General features: G+C 63.2%; 17 protein-coding genes and 1 tRNA gene. 9 read left to right on the top strand and 9 right to left on the bottom strand.

Going from position 1 to position 19,145, the window contains the following annotated elements; genetic code table 11:
• Positions 1-11: 11 nt before the first annotated feature.
• From VF673_RS08915 to flhA, 5 genes are all read right to left on the bottom strand, one after another.
• The gene (locus tag VF673_RS08915) at positions 12-389 is read right to left on the bottom strand and encodes a chemotaxis response regulator CheY (protein WP_177197788.1); all 378 of its coding nucleotides are present in this window, start codon (positions 387-389) and stop codon (positions 12-14) included.
• Positions 390-485: 96 nt separating this feature from the next.
• Complete coding sequence (locus VF673_RS08910; protein ID WP_407046215.1) at positions 486-1,226, bottom strand: RNA polymerase sigma factor FliA; 741 nt, start codon at positions 1,224-1,226, stop codon at positions 486-488.
• Complete coding sequence (locus VF673_RS08905) at positions 1,219-2,058, bottom strand: MinD/ParA family protein (RefSeq protein WP_273123972.1); 840 nt, start codon at positions 2,056-2,058, stop codon at positions 1,219-1,221. Before VF673_RS08905 ends, VF673_RS08910 begins: the two co-directional genes overlap by 8 nt.
• A 24-nt stretch (positions 2,059-2,082) precedes the next feature.
• Entirely contained in the window at positions 2,083-3,435 is a 1,353-nt protein-coding gene (gene flhF / locus VF673_RS08900) for a flagellar biosynthesis protein FlhF (RefSeq protein ID WP_273123969.1), read from the bottom strand.
• A 20-nt stretch (positions 3,436-3,455) separates the two neighbouring features.
• Positions 3,456-5,582 carry a flagellar biosynthesis protein FlhA gene (gene flhA, locus VF673_RS08895; protein ID WP_440291657.1) on the bottom strand — a complete coding sequence of 709 codons (2,127 nt, stop codon included), beginning with the start codon at positions 5,580-5,582 and terminating at the stop codon, positions 3,456-3,458.
• A 166-nt stretch (positions 5,583-5,748) separates the two neighbouring features.
• Between flhA and VF673_RS08890 the strand changes: the two genes are divergently transcribed.
• The 4 genes from VF673_RS08890 to VF673_RS08875 all read left to right on the top strand — a co-directional run bounded on the left by VF673_RS08890 (position 5,749) and on the right by VF673_RS08875 (position 10,400).
• Positions 5,749-6,870 carry a tetratricopeptide repeat protein gene (locus VF673_RS08890; RefSeq protein WP_440291656.1) on the top strand — a complete coding sequence of 374 codons (1,122 nt, stop codon included), beginning with the start codon at positions 5,749-5,751 and terminating at the stop codon, positions 6,868-6,870.
• Positions 6,871-6,879: 9 nt separating this feature from the next.
• Complete coding sequence (locus tag VF673_RS08885; RefSeq protein WP_440291655.1) at positions 6,880-9,195, top strand: EAL domain-containing protein; 2,316 nt, start codon at positions 6,880-6,882, stop codon at positions 9,193-9,195.
• Between the two features lie 33 nt (positions 9,196-9,228).
• The gene (locus VF673_RS08880) at positions 9,229-10,227 is read left to right on the top strand and encodes an LLM class flavin-dependent oxidoreductase (RefSeq protein ID WP_440291654.1); all 999 of its coding nucleotides are present in this window, start codon (positions 9,229-9,231) and stop codon (positions 10,225-10,227) included.
• Between the two features lie 99 nt (positions 10,228-10,326).
• Positions 10,327-10,400: transfer RNA gene (locus VF673_RS08875), tRNA-Gly, on the top strand.
• Positions 10,401-10,415: 15 nt separating this feature from the next.
• On the opposite strand, the gene VF673_RS08870 is transcribed toward VF673_RS08875, so the two are convergent.
• Entirely contained in the window at positions 10,416-10,670 is a 255-nt protein-coding gene (locus VF673_RS08870; RefSeq protein ID WP_440291653.1) for a hypothetical protein, read from the bottom strand.
• Positions 10,671-11,226: 556 nt separating this feature from the next.
• Here VF673_RS08870 and VF673_RS08865 point away from each other — a divergent pair.
• The 5 genes from VF673_RS08865 to VF673_RS08845 all read left to right on the top strand — a co-directional run bounded on the left by VF673_RS08865 (position 11,227) and on the right by VF673_RS08845 (position 16,302).
• The gene (locus VF673_RS08865; RefSeq protein WP_440291652.1) at positions 11,227-11,889 is read left to right on the top strand and encodes a hypothetical protein; all 663 of its coding nucleotides are present in this window, start codon (positions 11,227-11,229) and stop codon (positions 11,887-11,889) included.
• A gap of 543 nt (positions 11,890-12,432) precedes the next feature.
• On the top strand, positions 12,433-13,638 hold the full coding sequence (locus tag VF673_RS08860) for a CynX/NimT family MFS transporter (protein ID WP_440291651.1): 1,206 nt from the start codon (positions 12,433-12,435) through the stop codon (positions 13,636-13,638).
• Positions 13,639-13,961: 323 nt separating this feature from the next.
• Positions 13,962-14,789, top strand: coding sequence for a YggS family pyridoxal phosphate-dependent enzyme (locus VF673_RS08855; protein WP_440291650.1), 828 nt, complete (start codon positions 13,962-13,964; stop codon positions 14,787-14,789).
• Between the two features lie 92 nt (positions 14,790-14,881).
• Positions 14,882-15,127, top strand: a complete 246-nt coding sequence (locus VF673_RS08850; RefSeq protein ID WP_440291649.1) for a cytoplasmic protein — start codon at positions 14,882-14,884, stop codon at positions 15,125-15,127.
• Between the two features lie 2 nt (positions 15,128-15,129).
• On the top strand, positions 15,130-16,302 hold the full coding sequence (locus VF673_RS08845; protein ID WP_440291648.1) for an aspartate aminotransferase family protein: 1,173 nt from the start codon (positions 15,130-15,132) through the stop codon (positions 16,300-16,302).
• Positions 16,303-16,320: 18 nt separating this feature from the next.
• Here the strand turns inward: VF673_RS08845 and ptsJ are convergent, their stop codons facing one another.
• The 3 genes from ptsJ to msrB all read right to left on the bottom strand — a co-directional run bounded on the left by ptsJ (position 16,321) and on the right by msrB (position 19,029).
• A complete protein-coding gene (gene ptsJ / locus VF673_RS08840) occupies positions 16,321-17,616 on the bottom strand; it encodes a MocR-like B6 salvage transcription factor PtsJ (RefSeq protein WP_440291647.1) in 1,296 nt (431 codons plus the stop codon).
• On the bottom strand, positions 17,617-18,513 hold the full coding sequence (locus tag VF673_RS08835) for an ATP-binding protein (protein WP_440291646.1): 897 nt from the start codon (positions 18,511-18,513) through the stop codon (positions 17,617-17,619).
• Positions 18,514-18,633: 120 nt separating this feature from the next.
• The gene (gene msrB / locus VF673_RS08830) at positions 18,634-19,029 is read right to left on the bottom strand and encodes a peptide-methionine (R)-S-oxide reductase MsrB (RefSeq protein ID WP_440291645.1); all 396 of its coding nucleotides are present in this window, start codon (positions 19,027-19,029) and stop codon (positions 18,634-18,636) included.
• Positions 19,030-19,145 lie beyond the last annotated feature (116 nt).

Below are 19,145 nucleotides of genomic sequence, written 5' to 3'. Positions count from 1 at the left end.
CAGTCCCCTTGCTACTTGGCTTCGATGCGCTCGAAGACCTTTTCGATCTTCTCCTTGAGCGCCTGGGCGGTGAAGGGTTTGACCACGTAGCCGTTGACCCCGGCCTGGGCCGCTTCGATGATCTGGTCGCGCTTGGCTTCGGCCGTGACCATCAGCACCGGCAGGGTCTTGAGGCGCTCGTCGGCACGCACCGCACGCAACAGATCGATGCCGCTCATGCCCGGCATGTTCCAGTCGGTGACCAGAAAATCGAAATTGCCATGCTGCAGCATCGGCAGCGCCGTGGTGCCATCATCCGCCTCGGCAGTATTGGTGAAGCCGAGGTCACGCAACAGGTTCTTGATGATGCGCCTCATCGTCGAAAAGTCGTCGACGATGAGAATTTTCATGTTCTTGTCCAATTACCGCCTCCATATAAACCGAGCAGGGGCATCCGGCGTGCACCCCACGAAAACTGCCACCTCAGCAAAGGGTGAGATATGAATTCAATCGTCCCGCCAGTCGGCCATGCGGGCCCGCAGGCGCGCTGCGCACTGGCTGTGCAGTTGACTGACCCGGGACTCGCTGACGCCCAGCACGGCGCCGATTTCCTTGAGATTCAACTCCTCGTCGTAATACAGCGACAGTATCAGTCGCTCCCGTTCAGGCAGCTTGTCGATTGCCTCGGCCAACGCCTCGCGAAATCGCGCATCCTCCAGCCCCTCAAAGGGCGAAGCCTCCGCTTCGGCTTCGCCGGGGGCACCGGCTTCCAGCAGTTCGTCGAAGCTGAACAGCCTGCTGCCCGCGGTGTCGCCGAGAATCGCATGATATTCCTCGAGGCTCATATCCAGTTCGGCCGCCACCTCATGATCTTTAGCGTCACGGCCAACACGGGCCTCGACGGCACGAATGGCGCTGCTGACCAGGCGCGTGTTGCGATGGACCGAGCGGGGGGCCCAATCGCCCTTGCGTACATCATCCAGCATGGCGCCACGTATGCGTATACCGGCATAGGTCTCGAAGCTGGCACCCTTTCCATGGTCGAACTTGCGAGCGGCCTCGAGCAGGCCGAGCATGCCGGCCTGAATCAGATCCTCCACCTGCACGCTGGCCGGCAGCCGGGCCAGCATGTGGTAGGCAATGCGCTTGACCAGGGGTGCGTATTCCTCAACCAGCCGATCCTGGGTGCGGGCGGCGGCCGCAGCGCTGGCGTACATCCTGGCGCCACCACCGGAAATGTTACTCATCCTCTGGCCCTGTGGCAGGGTCATTGCGCTGCACCAGGCGTTCCAGGAAGAACTCCAGGTGCCCTCGGGGCGTCGATGGCAGCGGCCAGGCGTCGACCTTGCGGGCTATGGTGCGGATAGCCAGGGAGACCCGGCTGCGGGGGAACAGATCGAAGGTCGCCCGCTGCTTCTGCGCCGCCTTGCGCACCGACTCGTCATAGGGCACCGCACCGACGTACTGCAGGGCCACATCCAGGAAACGGTCGGTGACCTGCAGCAGCTTGTTGAAGACGTTGTGCCCTTCCTGCGGGCTGTGGACCATGTTCGCCAGCACCCGGAAGCGCGTCACCCCATGGTCCCGGCTGAGCAGCTTGATCAGGGCGTAGGCGTCGGTGATGGAGGTGGGCTCGTCGCAGACCACCACTATCACCTCCTGGGCGGCGCGCACGAAACTGACCACGGAGTCGCCGATGCCGGCGGCGGTATCGATCAGCAGTATGTCCAGCTCGTCACCGATGTCGCTGAAGGCCTGGATCAGCCCGGCATGCTCCCGCGGCCCCAGATTGACCATCTCGGCTGCGCCGGAGGCCGCCGGTACGATGCGGATGCCTCCTGGGCCGTTGACCATGACCTCGCGCAGCGAACAGGTGCCGGAGAGCACATCGGCCAGGGTCGCCTGGGGTCGCAGACCCAGCTGCACATCGACATTGGCCAGTCCGAGGTCTGCATCCATCAGCACAACGCGGCGTCCCAGCTCGGCCAGTGCCAGGGCAAGGTTGACCGACACGTTGGTCTTGCCAACGCCGCCCTTGCCTCCGGTGACTGCAACTACCTGAACCGATTGATTGCCCATCTGTACGCTGCCCTTATCCAATCGTTAACTTGCGCGCTGTGCGTGAAGTATACCGGCAAAAACATCCGCCATGGTCTGATCCTCGGCAACCTCATTACCGATCAGACCGACCGCCCGGCTTACCAGCTGATGACCGACGCCGCGGGCCAGATCATCGGGAATGCGCTGGCCATCTGCCATATAGGCTACCGGCAGTCGCTGCTCGATGGCCAGACCGAGGGCTTCACCCAGACTGCCGGCCTCGTCCACCTTGGTCAGAATGCAACCGGCCAGCGCACAGCTGCTGTAATTGTGCCATGCCGCCTTGAGCACCCGGTACTGACTGGTTGCGGCCAGCACCAGCAGCGTGCTGACCCGGTCACCCAGCGCCGCCAGCTCCTTGAGCTGACCCCGCAGCTGCGGATCCTGGGCCTGCAGGCCGGCGGTATCCACCAGCACCAGGCGCTTGTTGGCAAATTCGTCGAGCACGTCCTGCAGACTGTGCTGCTCATCCACCACACGCACCGGCACATTGAGGATGCGCCCCAGGGTGCGCAGTTGCTCATGGGCGCCGATACGGAAGGTATCCATGGTCACCAGGGCGACATGCTCACTGCCGTGCTTGAGCACATAACGTGCAGCCAGCTTGCCCAGGGTGGTGGTCTTGCCGGCGCCGGTCGGGCCGACCAGGGCAATCACCCCGCCCTGGTCGATCGGCTCGCTGCGCATCACCGGAATACTCTGCGCCAGATGGGCCAGCAGCAGGCGCCAGGCCTGGCGGATGTCCGTCACCTCCTCCACCTTGCTCAGCAGCGACCGGCAGAGGTCGGCCGGCAGGCCCAGATGAACCAGACGCCGCCACAGGCTGGCCTGGCGGGGTTGCTGCTGATTGACCTTGCCCCAGGCCAGACTGCCCAGCTGGGATTCCAGCAGATCGCGCAGACCGGCGATTTCTGCCCGCATGACATCCAGGCTGTCGGCAGCGGGCGCTGCGGCAGCCGATGCTGCGGCGGCCGCCGGGGCTTCCGCAGCCGGCGCGGCACGCTCGTTGTTCAGGCGATCGAGCAGCTCCCGGGCAACCGGCGAGCCTCGCTCGGCGGCCTGACGCATGCTGTCTCCAAATAATTGACGGTTGACACTGGGCCCGGCCGCTGGTGTTTCTCCCGCCTGCAGGCTGGCCCGGGCGCTGAGAATACGCTCCTGGGTCTTCTTCAGCTCGGTGTCCAGGCCAGGCGTCGGCGGGGTCAGGCGCGGCGCTTCGTAATCCAGCGCCGCGGTCAGTTCGATACCGCCGGCAACACGTCGGTTGGCGATGATGGACGCGTCCGCCCCCATCTCGTCACGGACCAGTTTCATGGCCGAGCGCATATCAGCGGCAAAAAAACGTTTTACTCTCATGGCCTGACCTCACCCTGTAATCAATTCTGTCCGACGGTGGCAACGATGGTGACCTGTTTGCTGTCCGGGATTTCCTGGTACGACAGCACATGGGCGCCGGGGGCGGCATAGCGAACGAACTTCGCCATCATGTTGCGGATCGGTCCGGCCACCAGCAGGATTGCCGGCTTGCCCTGCATTTCCTGCCGCTGAACCATGTCCGCCAGGGAGCGCTGCAGCTTCTCCGCCATACCCGGTTCCAGAAGAATGCCGTCATCGTTGCCCTGCCCGGCCTTCTGCACACTCTGAAGCAATATCTGTTCCAGCTTGGGATCCAGGGTAATCACAGGCAGCTCGGCCTCAAGTCCCACAAGGCCCTGGACAATGGAACGGGACAGCGCCACGCGCACGGCGCCGATCAGCGCGCCAGTATCTTGACTCTTGCCCGACTGGTTGGCGATGGCTTCGGCAATGGTCCGGATGTCGCGCACCGGCACCTGTTCCTGCAACAGTCCCTGCAACACCTTGAGCAGCCCGGACAGGGAAATGATGCCCGGCACCAGCTCCTCGGCCAGCTTGGGCGAGGCCTTGGCCAGCACCTTGAGCAGCTGCTGCACTTCCTCGTGGCCGATCAGCTCGTGGGAGTGCTTGTAGAGAATCTGATTCAGATGGGTTGCCACCACGGTACTGACGTCAACCACCGTGTAGCCCAGGGACTGGGCCTGATCCTTCTGCGCCGGCTCGATCCACACCGCATCCAGACCGAAGGCCGGATCCTTGCCCGGGATACCCTTGATCTCGCCGAACACCTGCCCCGGGTTGATGGCCAGCTCGCGGTCGGCATGGACCTCGGCCTCTGCCACCCCGACGCCCATCAGTGTGATGCGATAGACGTTGGGCGCCAGGTCCAGGTTGTCGCGGATATGCACCGAGGGCATGAGAAAGCCCAGATCCTGGGACAGCTTCTTGCGGATGCCCTTGATGCGCGCCAGCAGCTGTCCGCCCTGACTGCGGTCGACCAGGGGGATCAGACGATAACCGACCTCCAGGCCGACCATGTCCACCGGAGTCACGTCGTCCCAGCCCAACTCCCGGGTCTCCGGACGCTGCAACGCCGGCAGCTGCGCCTTCTGCTCCTCGGCGGCCCGATCCTCTTCGGCCTTGATCTGCTGCCGGTGATGGATGAACCAGGCGCCGGCAGCGGCCAGCGCGCCGAGGCTGAGGAAGGAAAAGTGCGGCATGCCCGGAATCAGCCCCATGACCACCATGATGGCAGCGGCAATGGCCAGCGCCTTGGGCGAGGCAAACATCTGGCGCTTGACCTGGGCACCCATGTCCTCCGAGGTGGATACCCGGGTGACCATGATGGCGGCGGCCGTGGACAGCAGCAGGGAGGGAATCTGCCCAACCAGACCATCACCTATGGTGAGCAGCACATAGATGTGCCCGGCCTCGGTGAAGCTCAGCCCGTGCTGCCCCATGCCGATGATCAGCCCGCCGATGACGTTGATGAACAGGATCAGCAGGCCGGCCACGGCGTCGCCGCGCACGAACTTGCTGGCACCGTCCATGGAGCCGTAGAAATCGGCTTCCTGGGCCACTTCCAGACGGCGACGCTTGGCCTCCTCCTGATCGATCAGGCCGGCATTGAGGTCGGCATCGATCGCCATCTGCTTGCCCGGCATGGCATCCAGCGTGAAGCGCGCACTGACCTCGGAGATGCGCCCCGCGCCCTTGGTGACCACCACGAAGTTGATCACCATGAGGATGATGAAGACCACCAGACCGACGATGAAGCTGCCGCCGACCACCACCTGACCGAAGGCCTGGATCACCTTGCCCGCAGCCGCTGGCCCCTCGTGTCCGTAGAGCAGCACCACCCGGGTCGAGGCTACGTTCAGCGCCAGGCGCAGCAGGGTTGCCACCAGCAGGATGGTCGGGAAAGCGGCGAAGTCCAGTGGTCGCAGTGCATAGGCGCAGACCAGCAGCACCACCAGCGACAGGGCTATGTTGAAGGTGAAGAACACGTCCAGCAGGAAGGGCGGCACCGGCAGCATCATCATGCCGAGCATGGCCAGCAGAAGAATCGGCACCCCCAGGCTGCCATGGCGCAATCCGGCGAGGTTGCTGCGCATGCTGGTTAAGACTTGACTCTGATTGACGGCCATTCCCGGTCGGTCCCCGAAAACAATAAATTGACGTGTTAGTTCCCTTGAAGATCGATAAAGCAAGAACTGTTCCACAATTTCCGCGTCACTTCCCCGACGACCTGTGGGTTTGCCGTAGTATCAATGCACTGCCAGACTGCAGTGGTGCCAGCACTTTGAGATTGCCATGCGTGCCGTTTACGTATTCATCATGATGAGCCTCATGGCTGGCTGTTCAGTCCTGCCGCAGGCTGGCGACGCGCCCGATTCCAGGCCCGGACAACTGCACCTGGAAGCCGAGCAGCTGCTGGACCAGCCCCTGATCGATCCCCTGACCGCCTTTCTCGAGCAGTACGCCGACACCCATGCCCAGGCGCCGGAATTCCGACGCATCGCCCGCGAGCGTGACAGCCGCTGCCGTGCCATAGGTACCCGTTATGCCCGGCGTGCGCCGACGCCCGAGACCCTGGATGCGCTGCGGATCGGTTATCAGCGCTCCTGCCCGGCCCAGGTCGAGGCCTTCGCTCGCCGTGTTCCGCCAGCGCCAGCACCGTCACCAGCAGCCCCCGCCGCCCCCAGTCCTGCTCCGGAGGCGCAGGGAACCAGCGACTGCTATCTGCTGTATGCCATCCGCAATACCCAGCAAGCACTGCCCGCCTGCACCCGCGCCGCCGAAGCCGGCGATGCCAAGGCCCGCCATCACCTGGCCAGCCTGCTGCGCGCGGATCAGGCCGTCACCGAGGCACGCCACTGGGCCCGGCTGGCGGCGGAGGCGGGTTACCCTCCGGGTCAGCTGCTGTATGCCGAACTGCTCCAGCTCGATCGTACCGATCAGGGCGATGAACAGGCGCTGCAACTGATCGAGGCGGCTGCCGAGGCAGGTCTGGCCGCGGCGCAGTATCAGGCCGGCATGGCCTGGCTCAACGGCGTCGGCGCGGAGCCGGATCGCACAAAGGCCATGCGCTGGCTGGAGCGGGCCGCCGGGCAGGACGAGATAGCGGCCCAATTGCAACTGGCACAGCTGCATGCCGAGCGCACCGCCGAAGCACCCGAGGTCAGGCAGTGGCTGCGGCGGGCCGCCTCCCTCGGCTCCGGCACGGGCCAGTACCTCCTCGGAATGAGCTATCTCGAAGGTGACGGGGGCCCGGCGGACCCGCTGGAGGCCTACGTGTGGCTCAGTCTGGCACTGCTCAATGGCGAGGTGCAGGCACAAAGTGCGGTCAGCCAGCTGGCCGCCCGACTGTCTCCCAGCCAACTGGCCATTGCCCGCCAGCGCATCAACGACGGCCGCCCCGGCCGCCTGCCCTGAGGTATCGCCATGGGCAGTCGCAAGAATTCCATCATGCTGGTGCTGCTGCTGTTGATCAGCCTGTTCGTGGCCGGCATGTGGCTGATCTCCAGCCTCAATCTGAGCTTCGCCGAACGGACCATGAGCGAGCAGCGGGAACGCCAGATTGCCGACACTTTCCATGCCAGCCTGGCCCGCATCAATGCCCATCACTTCCTGCTCGAGCGCAATGTGGCGACGCTGGTCCGCACGGGGGAGTTTCTGCTGCGCAATCAGCAGACCGCCGCCCTGCGCGAAGCAGAACGCAATCTGCTCAGGGTGCTCGACGATTTGCCCGAGGCCCGCGGCGGCGGCCTGCTGTTCCATCCCGGCAGCTATCGCGCCAGCGCCTTCGCCGTGCATGCCCGGCGGGGGCCGGCGGAATTGCGGTTGCTCACTGAGGCCGGAGACTTCGCCGACCCGTCACGCTACCTGCAGGCCCGTGAGCTGCTGGCCACGCCCCAGCCGCGCAGGGACTTTCACTGGAGCGAGGCCTATTACAAGCCCCAGCTGGACGAGGCGGTCATCAGCATCAGCGCCGCCATGCAGGATGAACGGGGGCGTTTTGCCGGGGTAGCCCTGCTGGACTGGCAGGCCAGCGAGATCATCCGGCTGGTCAGCTCCATCCGGGTCACCCCGGGCAGCTTCGCCTTTCTGCTGGATAGAGAGAACCGCAAGCTCTCCAGTCTGGCGAGTGCAGAGAATGATGCCCGTGCCCAGCAACTGATCGACGAGGTCATTGCCCTGCAACTGCCGGGCGGAGAAGCCAGCCCACCTCCGGCCGAACTGGTCAGCCGCTATCCCGCCTCCCCCATGCAGCATCGGCACTTCCAGGTTGACGGTGTCGACTACGCCCTGCTCCACGCCCCTACCGAGGCGGGCATGGTGTTCGGGATCGGCATCCCCCAGACCGAGATCGACGCGGTACTGGCGCCGATGCGCGAGAGCAACCTGCGCATCATGCTCGGTACCGTCAGCATCATGCTGCTGCTGTCCTGTGTGATCCTGTATCTGGTGGCCAATACCCTGCGCCAGCTCAGCAGCCTGTACACCGACGCGCTGACCGGGCTGCCCAACCGGGAGCGGCTGCTGCAGGACCTGGCCGGAGACGATCCCGCTACGCTGATACTGCTGAACATCGACGCGTTCCGGGAGATCAATGACTTCTTCGGCAGCAGCTGCGGCGATCATGTGATCCGTGAGGTAGCGGCCAGTCTGCTGGAACATCTCGCCCACTGGCGCCTCGGGCAGGCGCGCCTGTACCACATGCATGCCGACGAGATGGCCATACTGCTGCCCTCCGGCCACCCGCGGCAATTCGCCCCCTGGCTCGACAGCCTGCACGAGCGCATCGCCAGCCTGCCGGTGTACTGGCAAGGCCAGGCCATTACCCTGCAGGCCACCCTGGGGCTGGCCAGCACCAGCGCCTGCGACACCGCGCCCCTGAGCCGGGCACAGCTGCTGCCCTCGGCCAACATCGCGGTGAAGATGGCCCGACTGCAGAAGCTCAACTACCTGATCCATGACCCGGCCCACGACCTGCGCGACAGCTACGAACAGAACCTGCTGTGGGCCACCCGTCTGCGCCAGGCGCTCGAGGAGGGACGCATGGTGCCCTTCTTCCAGCCGATCCTGAATCTGGCCACCAATCGGATCGACAAGTACGAGTGCCTGGTGCGCATGCTCGATGAACAGGGCAACCCCATCAGTCCCATGGCCTTCCTGCCGGTTGCCCGGCGCATCCGTCTGTACCGCCTGATCACCCGCAGCATGATCGACCAGTGCCTGGCCCGCTTCGCCGACAGCGAGCTGCACTTTTCCCTCAATCTGGCCTGCGACGATCTGCTGGACGAAGAGCTGAGCGAGTACCTGCTGTCACGCCTGCAGGCCCCCTCGCTGGCGCGGCGGGTGATCTTCGAGATCCTCGAGTCGGAAGGCATAGAGAACTACCAGCAGGTACGGCGCTTCATCGACCGGGCCAAGCACCTGGGCTGCCGCATCGCCATCGACGACTTCGGCACCGGCTACTCCAACTTCGAGCATCTGCTGCGCCTGGATGTGGACCTGATCAAGATCGACGGCTCCCTGATCAAGCGCCTGGACCGGGACCCCACCGCCCGCGCACTGACCGAAGGGATAGTGCGCTTTGCCCGGGAGCTGGGCCTGCAGACGGTCGCCGAGTTCGTGCACAGCGAAGCCCTGCTGCAGCGGGTGCGGGAGCTGGGCATCGACTTCGCCCAGGGCTCCCACATCGGCATGCCGGCGCCGGTTGCCGCCGGGCTGTATTCAGCGCCGAACCCCGGTTAGCATGGACATCCATCCTGCTGTTCCGGAGCTGCCATGAAAACCTCTGCACTACCGCTTTCCATTCTGGATCTGTGCCCCGTGACCCTGGGTTCCACGCCCCGTGATGCCCTGCGCAACAGTCTGGATCTGGCCCGCGCCGCGGAGCAGATGGGCTATCACAGGTTCTGGGTAGCCGAGCATCACAACATGGTCGGTATCGCCAGTGCCGCCACCTCGGTGGTCATCGGCTATCTGGCGGCCGGAACCGAGCGCATTCGCATCGGCTCCGGGGGCATCATGTTGCCCAACCATTCTCCACTGCAGATCGCCGAGCAGTTCGGCACGCTGGAATCACTCTACCCCGGCCGTATCGATCTCGGACTGGGACGTGCACCAGGCACCGATATGCTCACCGCCCGGGCCCTGCGCCGGGGCCGCACCGACGGCGAGGACTTTCCGCGGATGCTCGAGGAGCTGAGGCACTATTTCGCCGAGCCCGAGCCTGGCCAACGCCTGGTGGCCGTGCCCGGCGCCGGACTGGACATTCCGATCTGGCTGCTCGGCTCCAGCACCTTCAGCGCCCAGCTGGCCGCCAGCCTCGGCCTGCCCTTCGCCTTTGCCGGCCAGTTCTCACCCGATTACATGCTCGCCGCAATGCAGGGTTACCGGGAAGCCTTCCAGCCCTCCGACAAGCTGCAGCAGCCGCTGGCAATGCTCGGCATCAATGCCTTTGTCGCCGAAACCCGGGATGAAGCCCACTACCTGGCGACCTCGCACCAGCAGTCCTTCCTCAACATGATCAGGGGCGAGCGCGGGCTGCTGCGCCCACCCGTGGAAAACATGGATGAACTCTGGCTGCCCCATGAACGGCACCAGGTACTTTCCACCCTGGCCGGCACGCTGATCGGTGACGAGCAGACCGTGGCCCAGCAGATTGCCGACCTCAGGGAGCGCTACGGGATGGACGAGCTGATCGTCAACAGTCCGATATTCGATCAGGAAAAGCGCCGGGACAGCTATCGCCGGCTGATGCGCGCCGCCGCCCGGCTGTAGAGGTTCGACAAGGCCCCTGCTTCGGGGCCCCTGTCACCACACCTTGCGCAAAACAGCGATTGCCGAGTCACGATCAACCTGCGTAAAATGCGCAGCGCTGCGGGTGTAGCTCAATGGTAGAGCAGAAGCTTCCCAAGCTTACGACGAGGGTTCGATTCCCTTCACCCGCTCCAATTGCTCGATATCCACTACGCAGCCACGCCATAGCGGATAGTCCGTTCCGCCAGCTTATCCTTGATCCAACGGTATACGTCACGCTCCCCTTTCCCCTTGTTTTCGAAGTGCTCCAGCACCACCGACCATAGAACTGATTCCTTGAGCTGGTCGAAAACCTTTTTTGCGCCGAGTCGCTCACGTGCAGCGAGGCTGATCAGGTTTCCCATGAACAAATCAGCGTTTTCCCGGTGAAGCCACCTGCGCATCATCACGGAATAGCCGCCCACAAGCGTTTCCTCGGACTCAGTAAGCAACCGATCAGAACGACAGTTTTGCTCCCGAACATGCCAGAACACAGCGCAATCATATGCGTCCCCCTTGCACTCAACCGGACGCTCATCAGCACACGCAACGTCCTTTACGAGATCCGTGCTATCTCGATCCTGCAACGGACTACCGCCGCCGGTATCGCCACCGCCACCCGATGGAGGCTCGTGCGAGTTAGAATGTTTTAAATACAATACAGGGTCGCGCTTTAGCTCTCATCTATAAGACTGGGCTGGACGAGCTGGTGAGAAAATCAGAGATCGGTTACGCGCGTTGGAAAAATGTGAGGCATAAGAACACGAGGATGAGCAGCGAAGAGCTGGATGTTCTTGTACAGATCTAATCCGCAATATGCCTTGTGGGTGGCAAGTGGAACAATTGCGCCGGAGATCGGTCAGACCAGCCCGCAATACGATGAGGCAAATCGAAACTTGTCCAATCACGAAGCAGGATAGCGATCACACAGGAAGCAGCTAGTCGCTGGTATGCCCGAAGAAACGACAGGGAGCGTTAAGTATGAAAATGGATTGGGACGATGCGCCCGAACACATCAAGAACAAGAAAAAGCCATCTGGCGGCGTGACAGCTGTGACGGTAATCGCCCTGATCGGCGGGATCCTGTTCATGGCCAACCGGAATGGCTGGGTAGACTACGCAAAAGATCTGGCAGCTCCACCGATACATAGCCCCGAGCATTTCACACAGCCCCCCAAGACGGAAAGCCCACAGATAGCGGAAATAGTTGAGCATTATCCAACGCGGGAACCACCTGCCGAGGCAACGTCAGGCATCAGACAGACCAGCTTTGACGATACCAACTATCGCCCCAAAACAATCGTGAACACGATACCACCACCGCCGGCGCAGTACGTCCAGGCACGACGCGAAAATAACGTGCGAGCAAGGGGATTAACAGGCAGCAATCGCACTACTCTGAGATGGGAGGATAACCGCCAGAATCGATTCCGGTGGGAAGGCCCATACAGCTGGTCAAACGGGATCCTGCGTTACGACGATCTATGTCGGAGCAATAGCTTCCCAAGAAAAGGCTCTATCGAATATCGGGGTTGCAGGCGCGCAGCGAAGGATTATCTGAAAACCGAATGCCGGGCTGGTAGAAGCAAAGATCAGGAAATGCGGCGGGTTTACTGCCATGCAGAAAACGCGTTCAGACACTAACTCACGCGTCGATAATGTGTCGAAAAAATAGCGTTACAATCGACGCGGATAAAATAGGGGTCGACTCCCTTACCCGCTCCACCAGGCACTCCCGCCCTTATTTTTATCGCATTGCTCCTGATCGTTTCACTGACTACCCCACTCCAGCTGCGGCTCTCCCGGGGCTGCGGCCAGCCATTGCCGCTGCGCGCCAGATCGACCGCGAAGATTGCCCGGCAATCCGGCGTGCACCATGACGGATATGCTCTGCCAGCACCTCATCGACGGTGGGCTCGCCATACAGCCGGGGCCTCTATGGTCTGATCAGCAGCGCAACCGTTACTCCCCTTGCATTTGCCCTTGCGCTGCCGCACAGACAACGAGGCTATTGGTGAAGCCGTGGAGGATCTTCCATCGTTTCCCTGCATTGCGCGATCGAGCAGGGGTATTCGGCAAGTCGGGCGAGGCCCGGCAGCCGGTGGAACTGAGCAGCCGGAAAGGTTAACATCCAGCGCTTTGCGCAATACCCGCCCTACCGCTTCAATACCCTCGAAGGCCCAATCGATGACCATGTCAGCCCGGCCCGCCGGTCCATTCAGCGACCGCCCCCTCATTGCGTCCCTCGCCGTTGCAGCTTTACTGCTGACCGCCGCCAATCTGCGTGGCGGGCTGGTGGTGGTCGGCCCGCTGGTGATGGAAATTCGCGACACTCTGGCTATCAATGCCAGTGCCTTCAGTCTGCTGACCACCCTGCCGCTGCTGTGCTTTGGTGTAGTGTCGATTGCCGTGCCCTGGTTGTCCCGCCGCTGCGCTCCCCAGCAACTGGCCATTACCGGCCTGCTGCTGATCAGCCTCGGTGTCGCCTTGCGCCTGCTGGAGCAGTATCCGCTGGTGATCCTCGGCACCCTCCTGCTCGGCTCGGCCATCGCCATGCTCAACGTGCTGATCCCCGGCCTGGTCAAATCCTTCTTCCCGCGCCAGGTGGGGCTGATGACCGGGCTGTATTCGGTCACCCTCAGCCTGGGGGCGGGCCTGGGGGTCTATCTGGCGGTCCCCTTGATGGAGCAGTTCGGCAGTTGGCGCCATCCGGTCGCGTTGTGGGCCCTGCTGCCGTTGTTCTGCCTGCTGTTCTGGCTGCCCATGCTACGAGTGAGCGGCGTGGAAAGGCTCGGCAACCTGGCGCGGATCAGTCTCTGGCGAGACAAGGTGGCCTGGGCCATCACCCTGTTCATGGGGCTACAGTCTCTCTACTTTTATTCCATGGCCACCTGGCTGCCGAAGATATTGCTGGAAAGCGGCCTGGATGCCCACCAGGCCGGCGCCGCCACTGCGCTCATCAACCTCGTGAGCATTCCCTTCAACCTGTTCGTGCCCATGCTGGCGGCGAGGATGCGTAACCAGCGCCTGCTGGTACTGGGAACCTTCACTTCCTCCTTCGTCGGCATCGCCGGGCTGTGGCTGCAGCCGTCAGCGGCGCTCTTGTGGGCCTCGCTGATCGGGGTGGGATGTGGCTGCGCGCTCAGCCTGGCACTGTCATTCTTCGTATTGCGCGCCGCCAATCCGATCCAGGCCACGGCGCTTTCGGCGATGGCCCAGAGCATCGGCTACCTGCTGGCAGCCCTGGGCCCCTTCTCCCTCGGACTGCTGCGCGATATCAGTGGAGCCTGGCACTGGGCGCTGGGCACCCTGCTGGTATTGCAGCTGCTCCAGCTCGGCTTTGGCTGGTATGCGGCCAGGCCGGTCAGTGTAGTGCCCGATCAAGAGCGCTAGGCTGCTCACGGAAAATTGGGCCGGAGAATAACCGGCCGCGCCCCGGGCCGGCCCTGCCAGCCCATCACCTCAGCTGCAGGTCTTGCAGCATTACCGCCAGCTGTTACCGCGCCCTGCCCTGCAGCGCCCAAATCGGTCTTCAATGGCTGGTAGGACAGGCGCCCACAACACCACCCACCAGCGGTAAACCACCAGTCCATTGCACTGCCAGCTCGGCGCTACGCCGCCCCACCTCGACCGTATTTACAAAACCCAGGACATACTACATTATGTCCTAGGACAAAATCAGATCCATCGTATTTAACTGTACCGAGGCTTGAGTTATGAGCACAGACGACAGCAGCCCCTACCGCGAGAGCCCACTTCTGCACGGCCTGCACAACCGCTGGTCGCAAGCTGAATCGATAGAAGATTTCCAGCGCAATCTGGCCGCAGTCCATGCTCGCATCGCCGCAACCTGCCAGCGGGTGGGCCGCGAGCCTGCAAGTGTGCGACTACTGCCCGTCAGCAAGACCAAGTCCGAGACCAGCCTGCGCCTGGCCCATGCCGCAGGATGCCAATGGTTTGGCGAGAACAAGCCCCAGGAGGCCTACCGTAAATGGGAGGCGATGCAGGAACTGAACGACGTGCGATGGTCAGTCATCGGCCACCTGCAAACCAACAAGGCCAAGCTGGTGGCGCGCTTTGCCAGCGAGTTCCAGGCTTTGGACAGTCTGCGCGTGGCTGAAGCGCTGGAGCGTCGTCTGCAGATCGAAGGCCGGACCCTGGATGTGTTCGTCCAGGTCAACACATCCGGTGAGGCCAGCAAGTTCGGCTTGCCTCCCGATGAGGTGGCGGCCTTCCTACGCAGATTGCCGGCATTCTCCGCACTGCGCGTACGCGGCCTGATGACGCTGGCGGTATTCTCGGGCGAAGCCGAACGAGTGCGCGACTGCTTTGTGCGGCTGCGCAATCTGCGCGACCAGCTGCGCCAGGATGCCCCTGCTGGTGCGTCCCTGAACGAACTGTCCATGGGGATGTCCGGGGATTTCCAGATTGCCATAGAAGAAGGCGCCACAGTAGTGCGCGTTGGTCAGGCCATCTTTGGTGCACGCGCCACGCCCGACAGTCATTACTGGCCGGCAGCGACCGGTACAGGGCCGGAACAGTGAACCCAGCCTGCTCTCCACAAGCCGGGCATGCCACGCCAGCACCGACGGCTGGCGCGTATTGCATTTCATCATCCATCTTGCAGAGTGAAACCATGCAGATCCATCGACTCATCATCCACCGCAATGAAAGGCTGCTGGGCCATTTCGACTCCGACGTGCCCTGGTCACGGGAGGCCGTGCAGGATATTGCGGCACGCCTGCCGGAAACGGACGGTTACCGTCTCGAGCTCCTCGTCGCCAGCGAACAGCAACGTGTCCTGGACAGCGGCCCCAACGGGGTGCGCCTGCTATACAGCACCCCGCTATTCGTCCCAGCCACCTTGCCGGAAAGTTCCTGAACATGCCTACAGCTTCTTCTTTTCTGATGCCTGTCTACACGCGGCAGCCGATATCCTTCGTTCGCGGGCTGGGCGCCACACTATGGGATGAGGATGGGATCGAGTACCTCGATGCCATTGCCGGCGTCGCCGTCACCAATATCGGCCACGCTCACCCCGAGGTCGCCAACGCGATTGCCGAGCAGGCCGGTCTGCTGCTGCATACGTCCAACATGTTCGGCATTCCCTGGCAGGAGCGCCTGAGCAAACAGTTGTGCGCGCTCTCTGGCATGCAGCGCGGCTTCTTCTGCAACTCCGGGGCGGAGGCCAACGAGACGGCGCTCAAGCTGGCACGCCTGCATGCCAACAAACAGGGAATATCCCAGCCGCAGGTGCTGGTGATGGAAAACAGCTTTCATGGCCGCACCTTCGCCACCCTGGCGGCCACCGGAAACCCCGCCGTGCATCGCGGTTTCGAGCCACTGATGCCCGGCTTCGTGCGGCTACCCTACAACGACACCGAGGCCGTACGCCGGGCTGCCGATTGCATGCCGAATATCGTCGCTGTGCTGGTCGAACCAGTGCAAGGCGAAGGGGGTGTACGGCCGGCCTCTGCCGCCTATCTGCAAGCCTTGCGCTCGCTCTGCGATGAACGAAACTGGTTACTTATGTTGGACGAGGTACAGACCGGCATGGGGCGTACCGGTGCCTGGTTCGGTTTCCAGCACACCGGCGTGGTACCTGACGTCATCACCCTGGCCAAGGGACTGGGCAATGGTTTTCCCCTCGGTGCTTGCCTGGCCAGGGATCAAGCCGCCGCATTGCTGGCCCCCGGCAGCCACGGCTCCACCTTCGGCGGCAATCCTCTGGCCTGTCGGGTCGGCTGTGCCGTCATCGAGGTGATGGAACGCGAACACCTGCCCGAACGCGCCGCACGGCTGGGCGAGCGCCTCCTGCACGGATTGCGTGCGAATCTGGATGGGGTGCCTGGCGTCATCGATATCCGCGGGCTGGGGCTGATGGTCGGCATCGAGTTGGACGGGCCATGCGATGACCTGGTGCATAAGGCACTGGTGCAGGAGCGCTTGCTGATCAGCGTAACCCGGGGCAGGACCATACGGCTGTTACCGCCACTGATTTGCAGCGAAGCGCAGATCGACGAAATCACCCGGCGCCTTACCCGACTGCTGCGCTGAGCATTGCCAGAAATGCCGTCAGCCGAGGCAGTCCCGGATATCCTGGGCAAGTTTCTGGCACTGCGCCGGCTCTATGTCGGCAATGGTGATCCGCAGCCCCCGCACAGGCTCCTGGACCGAGAAGGTTTCCCCGTGGCGGATCAGCCAGCCCCGTCGGGCCAGGGCCAGAGCCACGGTCTGATCATCCGTCTGCAATGGAATCCATAGATTGAGGCCATCGGCTTGCTCCATGAAACCGACACCCTGATCACGCAGGGCGCTCTCCAATGCCTGGCGCCGTCTGGCATAGTCATCACGCGCCCGGCTCAGCAGCTCCATGGTCTCGGGAGTCATGACCGCCGCCTCGACCAGGTCCTGCAACAGGTGGCTGACCCAACCCGTTCCCGATGCCAGACGCAGTCGTAACTGGCGGGCGGTCGCCCCGTCACAGGCGACCGCTGCCACCCGGATATCCGGCCCCAGGGCCTTGGTAAAGGACCTGATCAATGCCCAGCGGCTGGCATTGCGTGGAATCACCGAATGGTAAGGAGCGCTCGACAGCAGGGAGAAATGATCATCCACGATCACCAGCACCTGTGGATACCGGGCCAGCACCCGCGACAATGCCCGGGCACGCCTGTCGCTCAGGTTGCACCCGGTCGGATTGTGCGCACGCGGAGTCAGGATCACCGCCTGTACGCCCTTGGCCAGCGCTTCCTCCAGCTCGTCCTCGCGCATCCCTTGCTCATCGACAGGCACACCAACAGGCTGCAGCCCCATGCTGCGCAGCGTGTTGATGCTACTGAGGAAACAGGGATTCTCCACCGCCACCTTGTCCCCAGCCACCAGGTAGGCGCTGAGCAGGCGCTCGATAGCATCCACCGCACCATATGCCAACTCGACCTCGAACGATGCAGGGCAATCCGGCTCGCACCACTGACGGATATAGGCCGCCAGAGGAGCGTTGACGGTCGGCTCGCCATAGAGCCGGGGCCGGTAGGGCCTGGCCCGCAGCGCAGCGGTCACATCCGGCAACCAGGCCAGGTTGGGGTTGCCACTGGCGAGGTCAGTCAGTGGCGTACCTGGCAAAGCCCCTTCCTGCTCACCGGACAGGAAGGGATCACGGATGATAGTACCCAGGCGCCCCTGGGTGGTGGCGATACCGGCGGTGACGAGACGGCGGTAAGCCGCGGCAACGGTGTTCCGGTTGACTCCAAGCGCGACCGCCAGCTCCCGTACGGGCGGCAGGGATGCCCCCGGCTGCAACTGCTGGGACTGTACCAGTGCCCGTACAGAGTCGAAGATCTCCGCAGCGGTCTTGCCGTGGATATTCATTCAGTCCTGCCGGCTTCGCAGCAACGCCTTGCCCACCCACGACCGCGCGAACTGCCAGGCACAGCGTCCGTTGCGGTTGCCGCGGGCCTGGGCCCAGCGGATCGCTTCCTTCTGCAGCTCCTCATCCCACTGCCACTCCAGGCCCAACTCCTGCGCCATGTTGGTCAGCCAGTGGCGGACCACATCCAGGTAATGGTCCTGGGTGAAGGGATAGAAGGACACCCACAGACCGAAGCGGTCCGACAGGGCGATCTTCTCCTCGATCGCCTCGCCGGGATGCAACTCACCATCCACCATGCTGGCACCGAGGTTGTCGCTGCGCTGCTCTGGCAGCAAGTGCCGGCGGTTGGACGTCGCATACAGCAGCAGGTTGTCCGGAGTAGCCTCCACCGAGCCATCGAGTACGGTCTTCAGCGTCTTGTATGCGCTGTCGCCGGCTTCGAAGGCCAGGTCGTCACAGAACAGCAGGAAGCGCCACGGCTGCTCGCTGATCTGCGCCACCAGCGCCGGCAGATGCACCAGGTCGCCCTTGTCGATCTCGATCAGACGCAGGCCCTGGTCGGCCCAGGCGGCCAACAGCGCCCGTACCAGCGAGGACTTGCCGGTGCCCCGTGCGCCCCACAACAAAGCGTTGTTGGCGGGCAGTCCCTTGACGAACTGCTCGGTGTTGGCCTCCAGCAACTGCTTCTGCCGATCCACCCCCACCAGGTCACTCAGGCCATGTCCAGCGGTAATCTGCAACGGCTTGAGCCAGCCGCTGTCGCCCTGCCCGACCCAGCGCGCCGCCTGCACCCGACTCCAGTCTATCTGGGGCGCCACCGGCGGAAGATTCTGCTCGTAGCGGTCGAGAAAGCGCACAATGCGCTGCATGAAGTCGGCGGTGCTGATATCGGACATGGATCATTTCCTGAAAGGCGGAAGGGCAAGCTGTCACGCTTATGGAAGAGCAAAACCCATGACAGGTCAACCGCTTAGCGCGTATTGCCGGATTGGCAGTGCACTCGACCGACTCCGCTTTCAGCCACGGGGCTCCAGGCGCAGGCATACCGAGTTGATGCAGTAGCGCAACCCGGTCGGCGGCGGACCATCGGGAAAGACATGCCCAAGGTGGGCATCGCAGCGGGCGCACAGCACCTCGATCCGGTGCATGCCGTGGCTGAAGTCCTCGGCGGTGGCGATCGCTGCTTCGCTCACCGGCGCCCAGTAGCTGGGCCAACCGCAGCCGGCGTCGAACTGGGTGTCGGTATCGAACAGGGGGGCATCGCAGCAGACGCAGTGGTAGACGCCCGGGGGCCCCTTGCGGTAATACTCGCCGGTAAAGGGCCGTTCGGTTCCCTTCAGTCGACAGACCTGAAACTGGGCCTCGGTCAGCTGTTCACGCCAGGCCTGCTCGCTTTTTTCCAGTTTGTCCACATTTTCCTCCGAGAAGTTTGGCGCCCGGGCTTTCTTCGCCGCAGGCGCAGTCGTATGATGCTCGCTTTGCTTTCGCAGTCCCAGCCCACTTCTCATCATCGATGATTTACAGGTAA

The sequence above is a fragment of the Halopseudomonas sp. Lyrl_26 genome (assembly GCF_051948695.1).
Classification (GTDB): Bacteria; Pseudomonadota; Gammaproteobacteria; order Pseudomonadales; family Pseudomonadaceae; genus Halopseudomonas; species Halopseudomonas formosensis.
The sequence above is the reverse complement of the archived record's forward strand: the minus strand, read 5'-3'. Positions and strand labels throughout refer to the sequence as shown.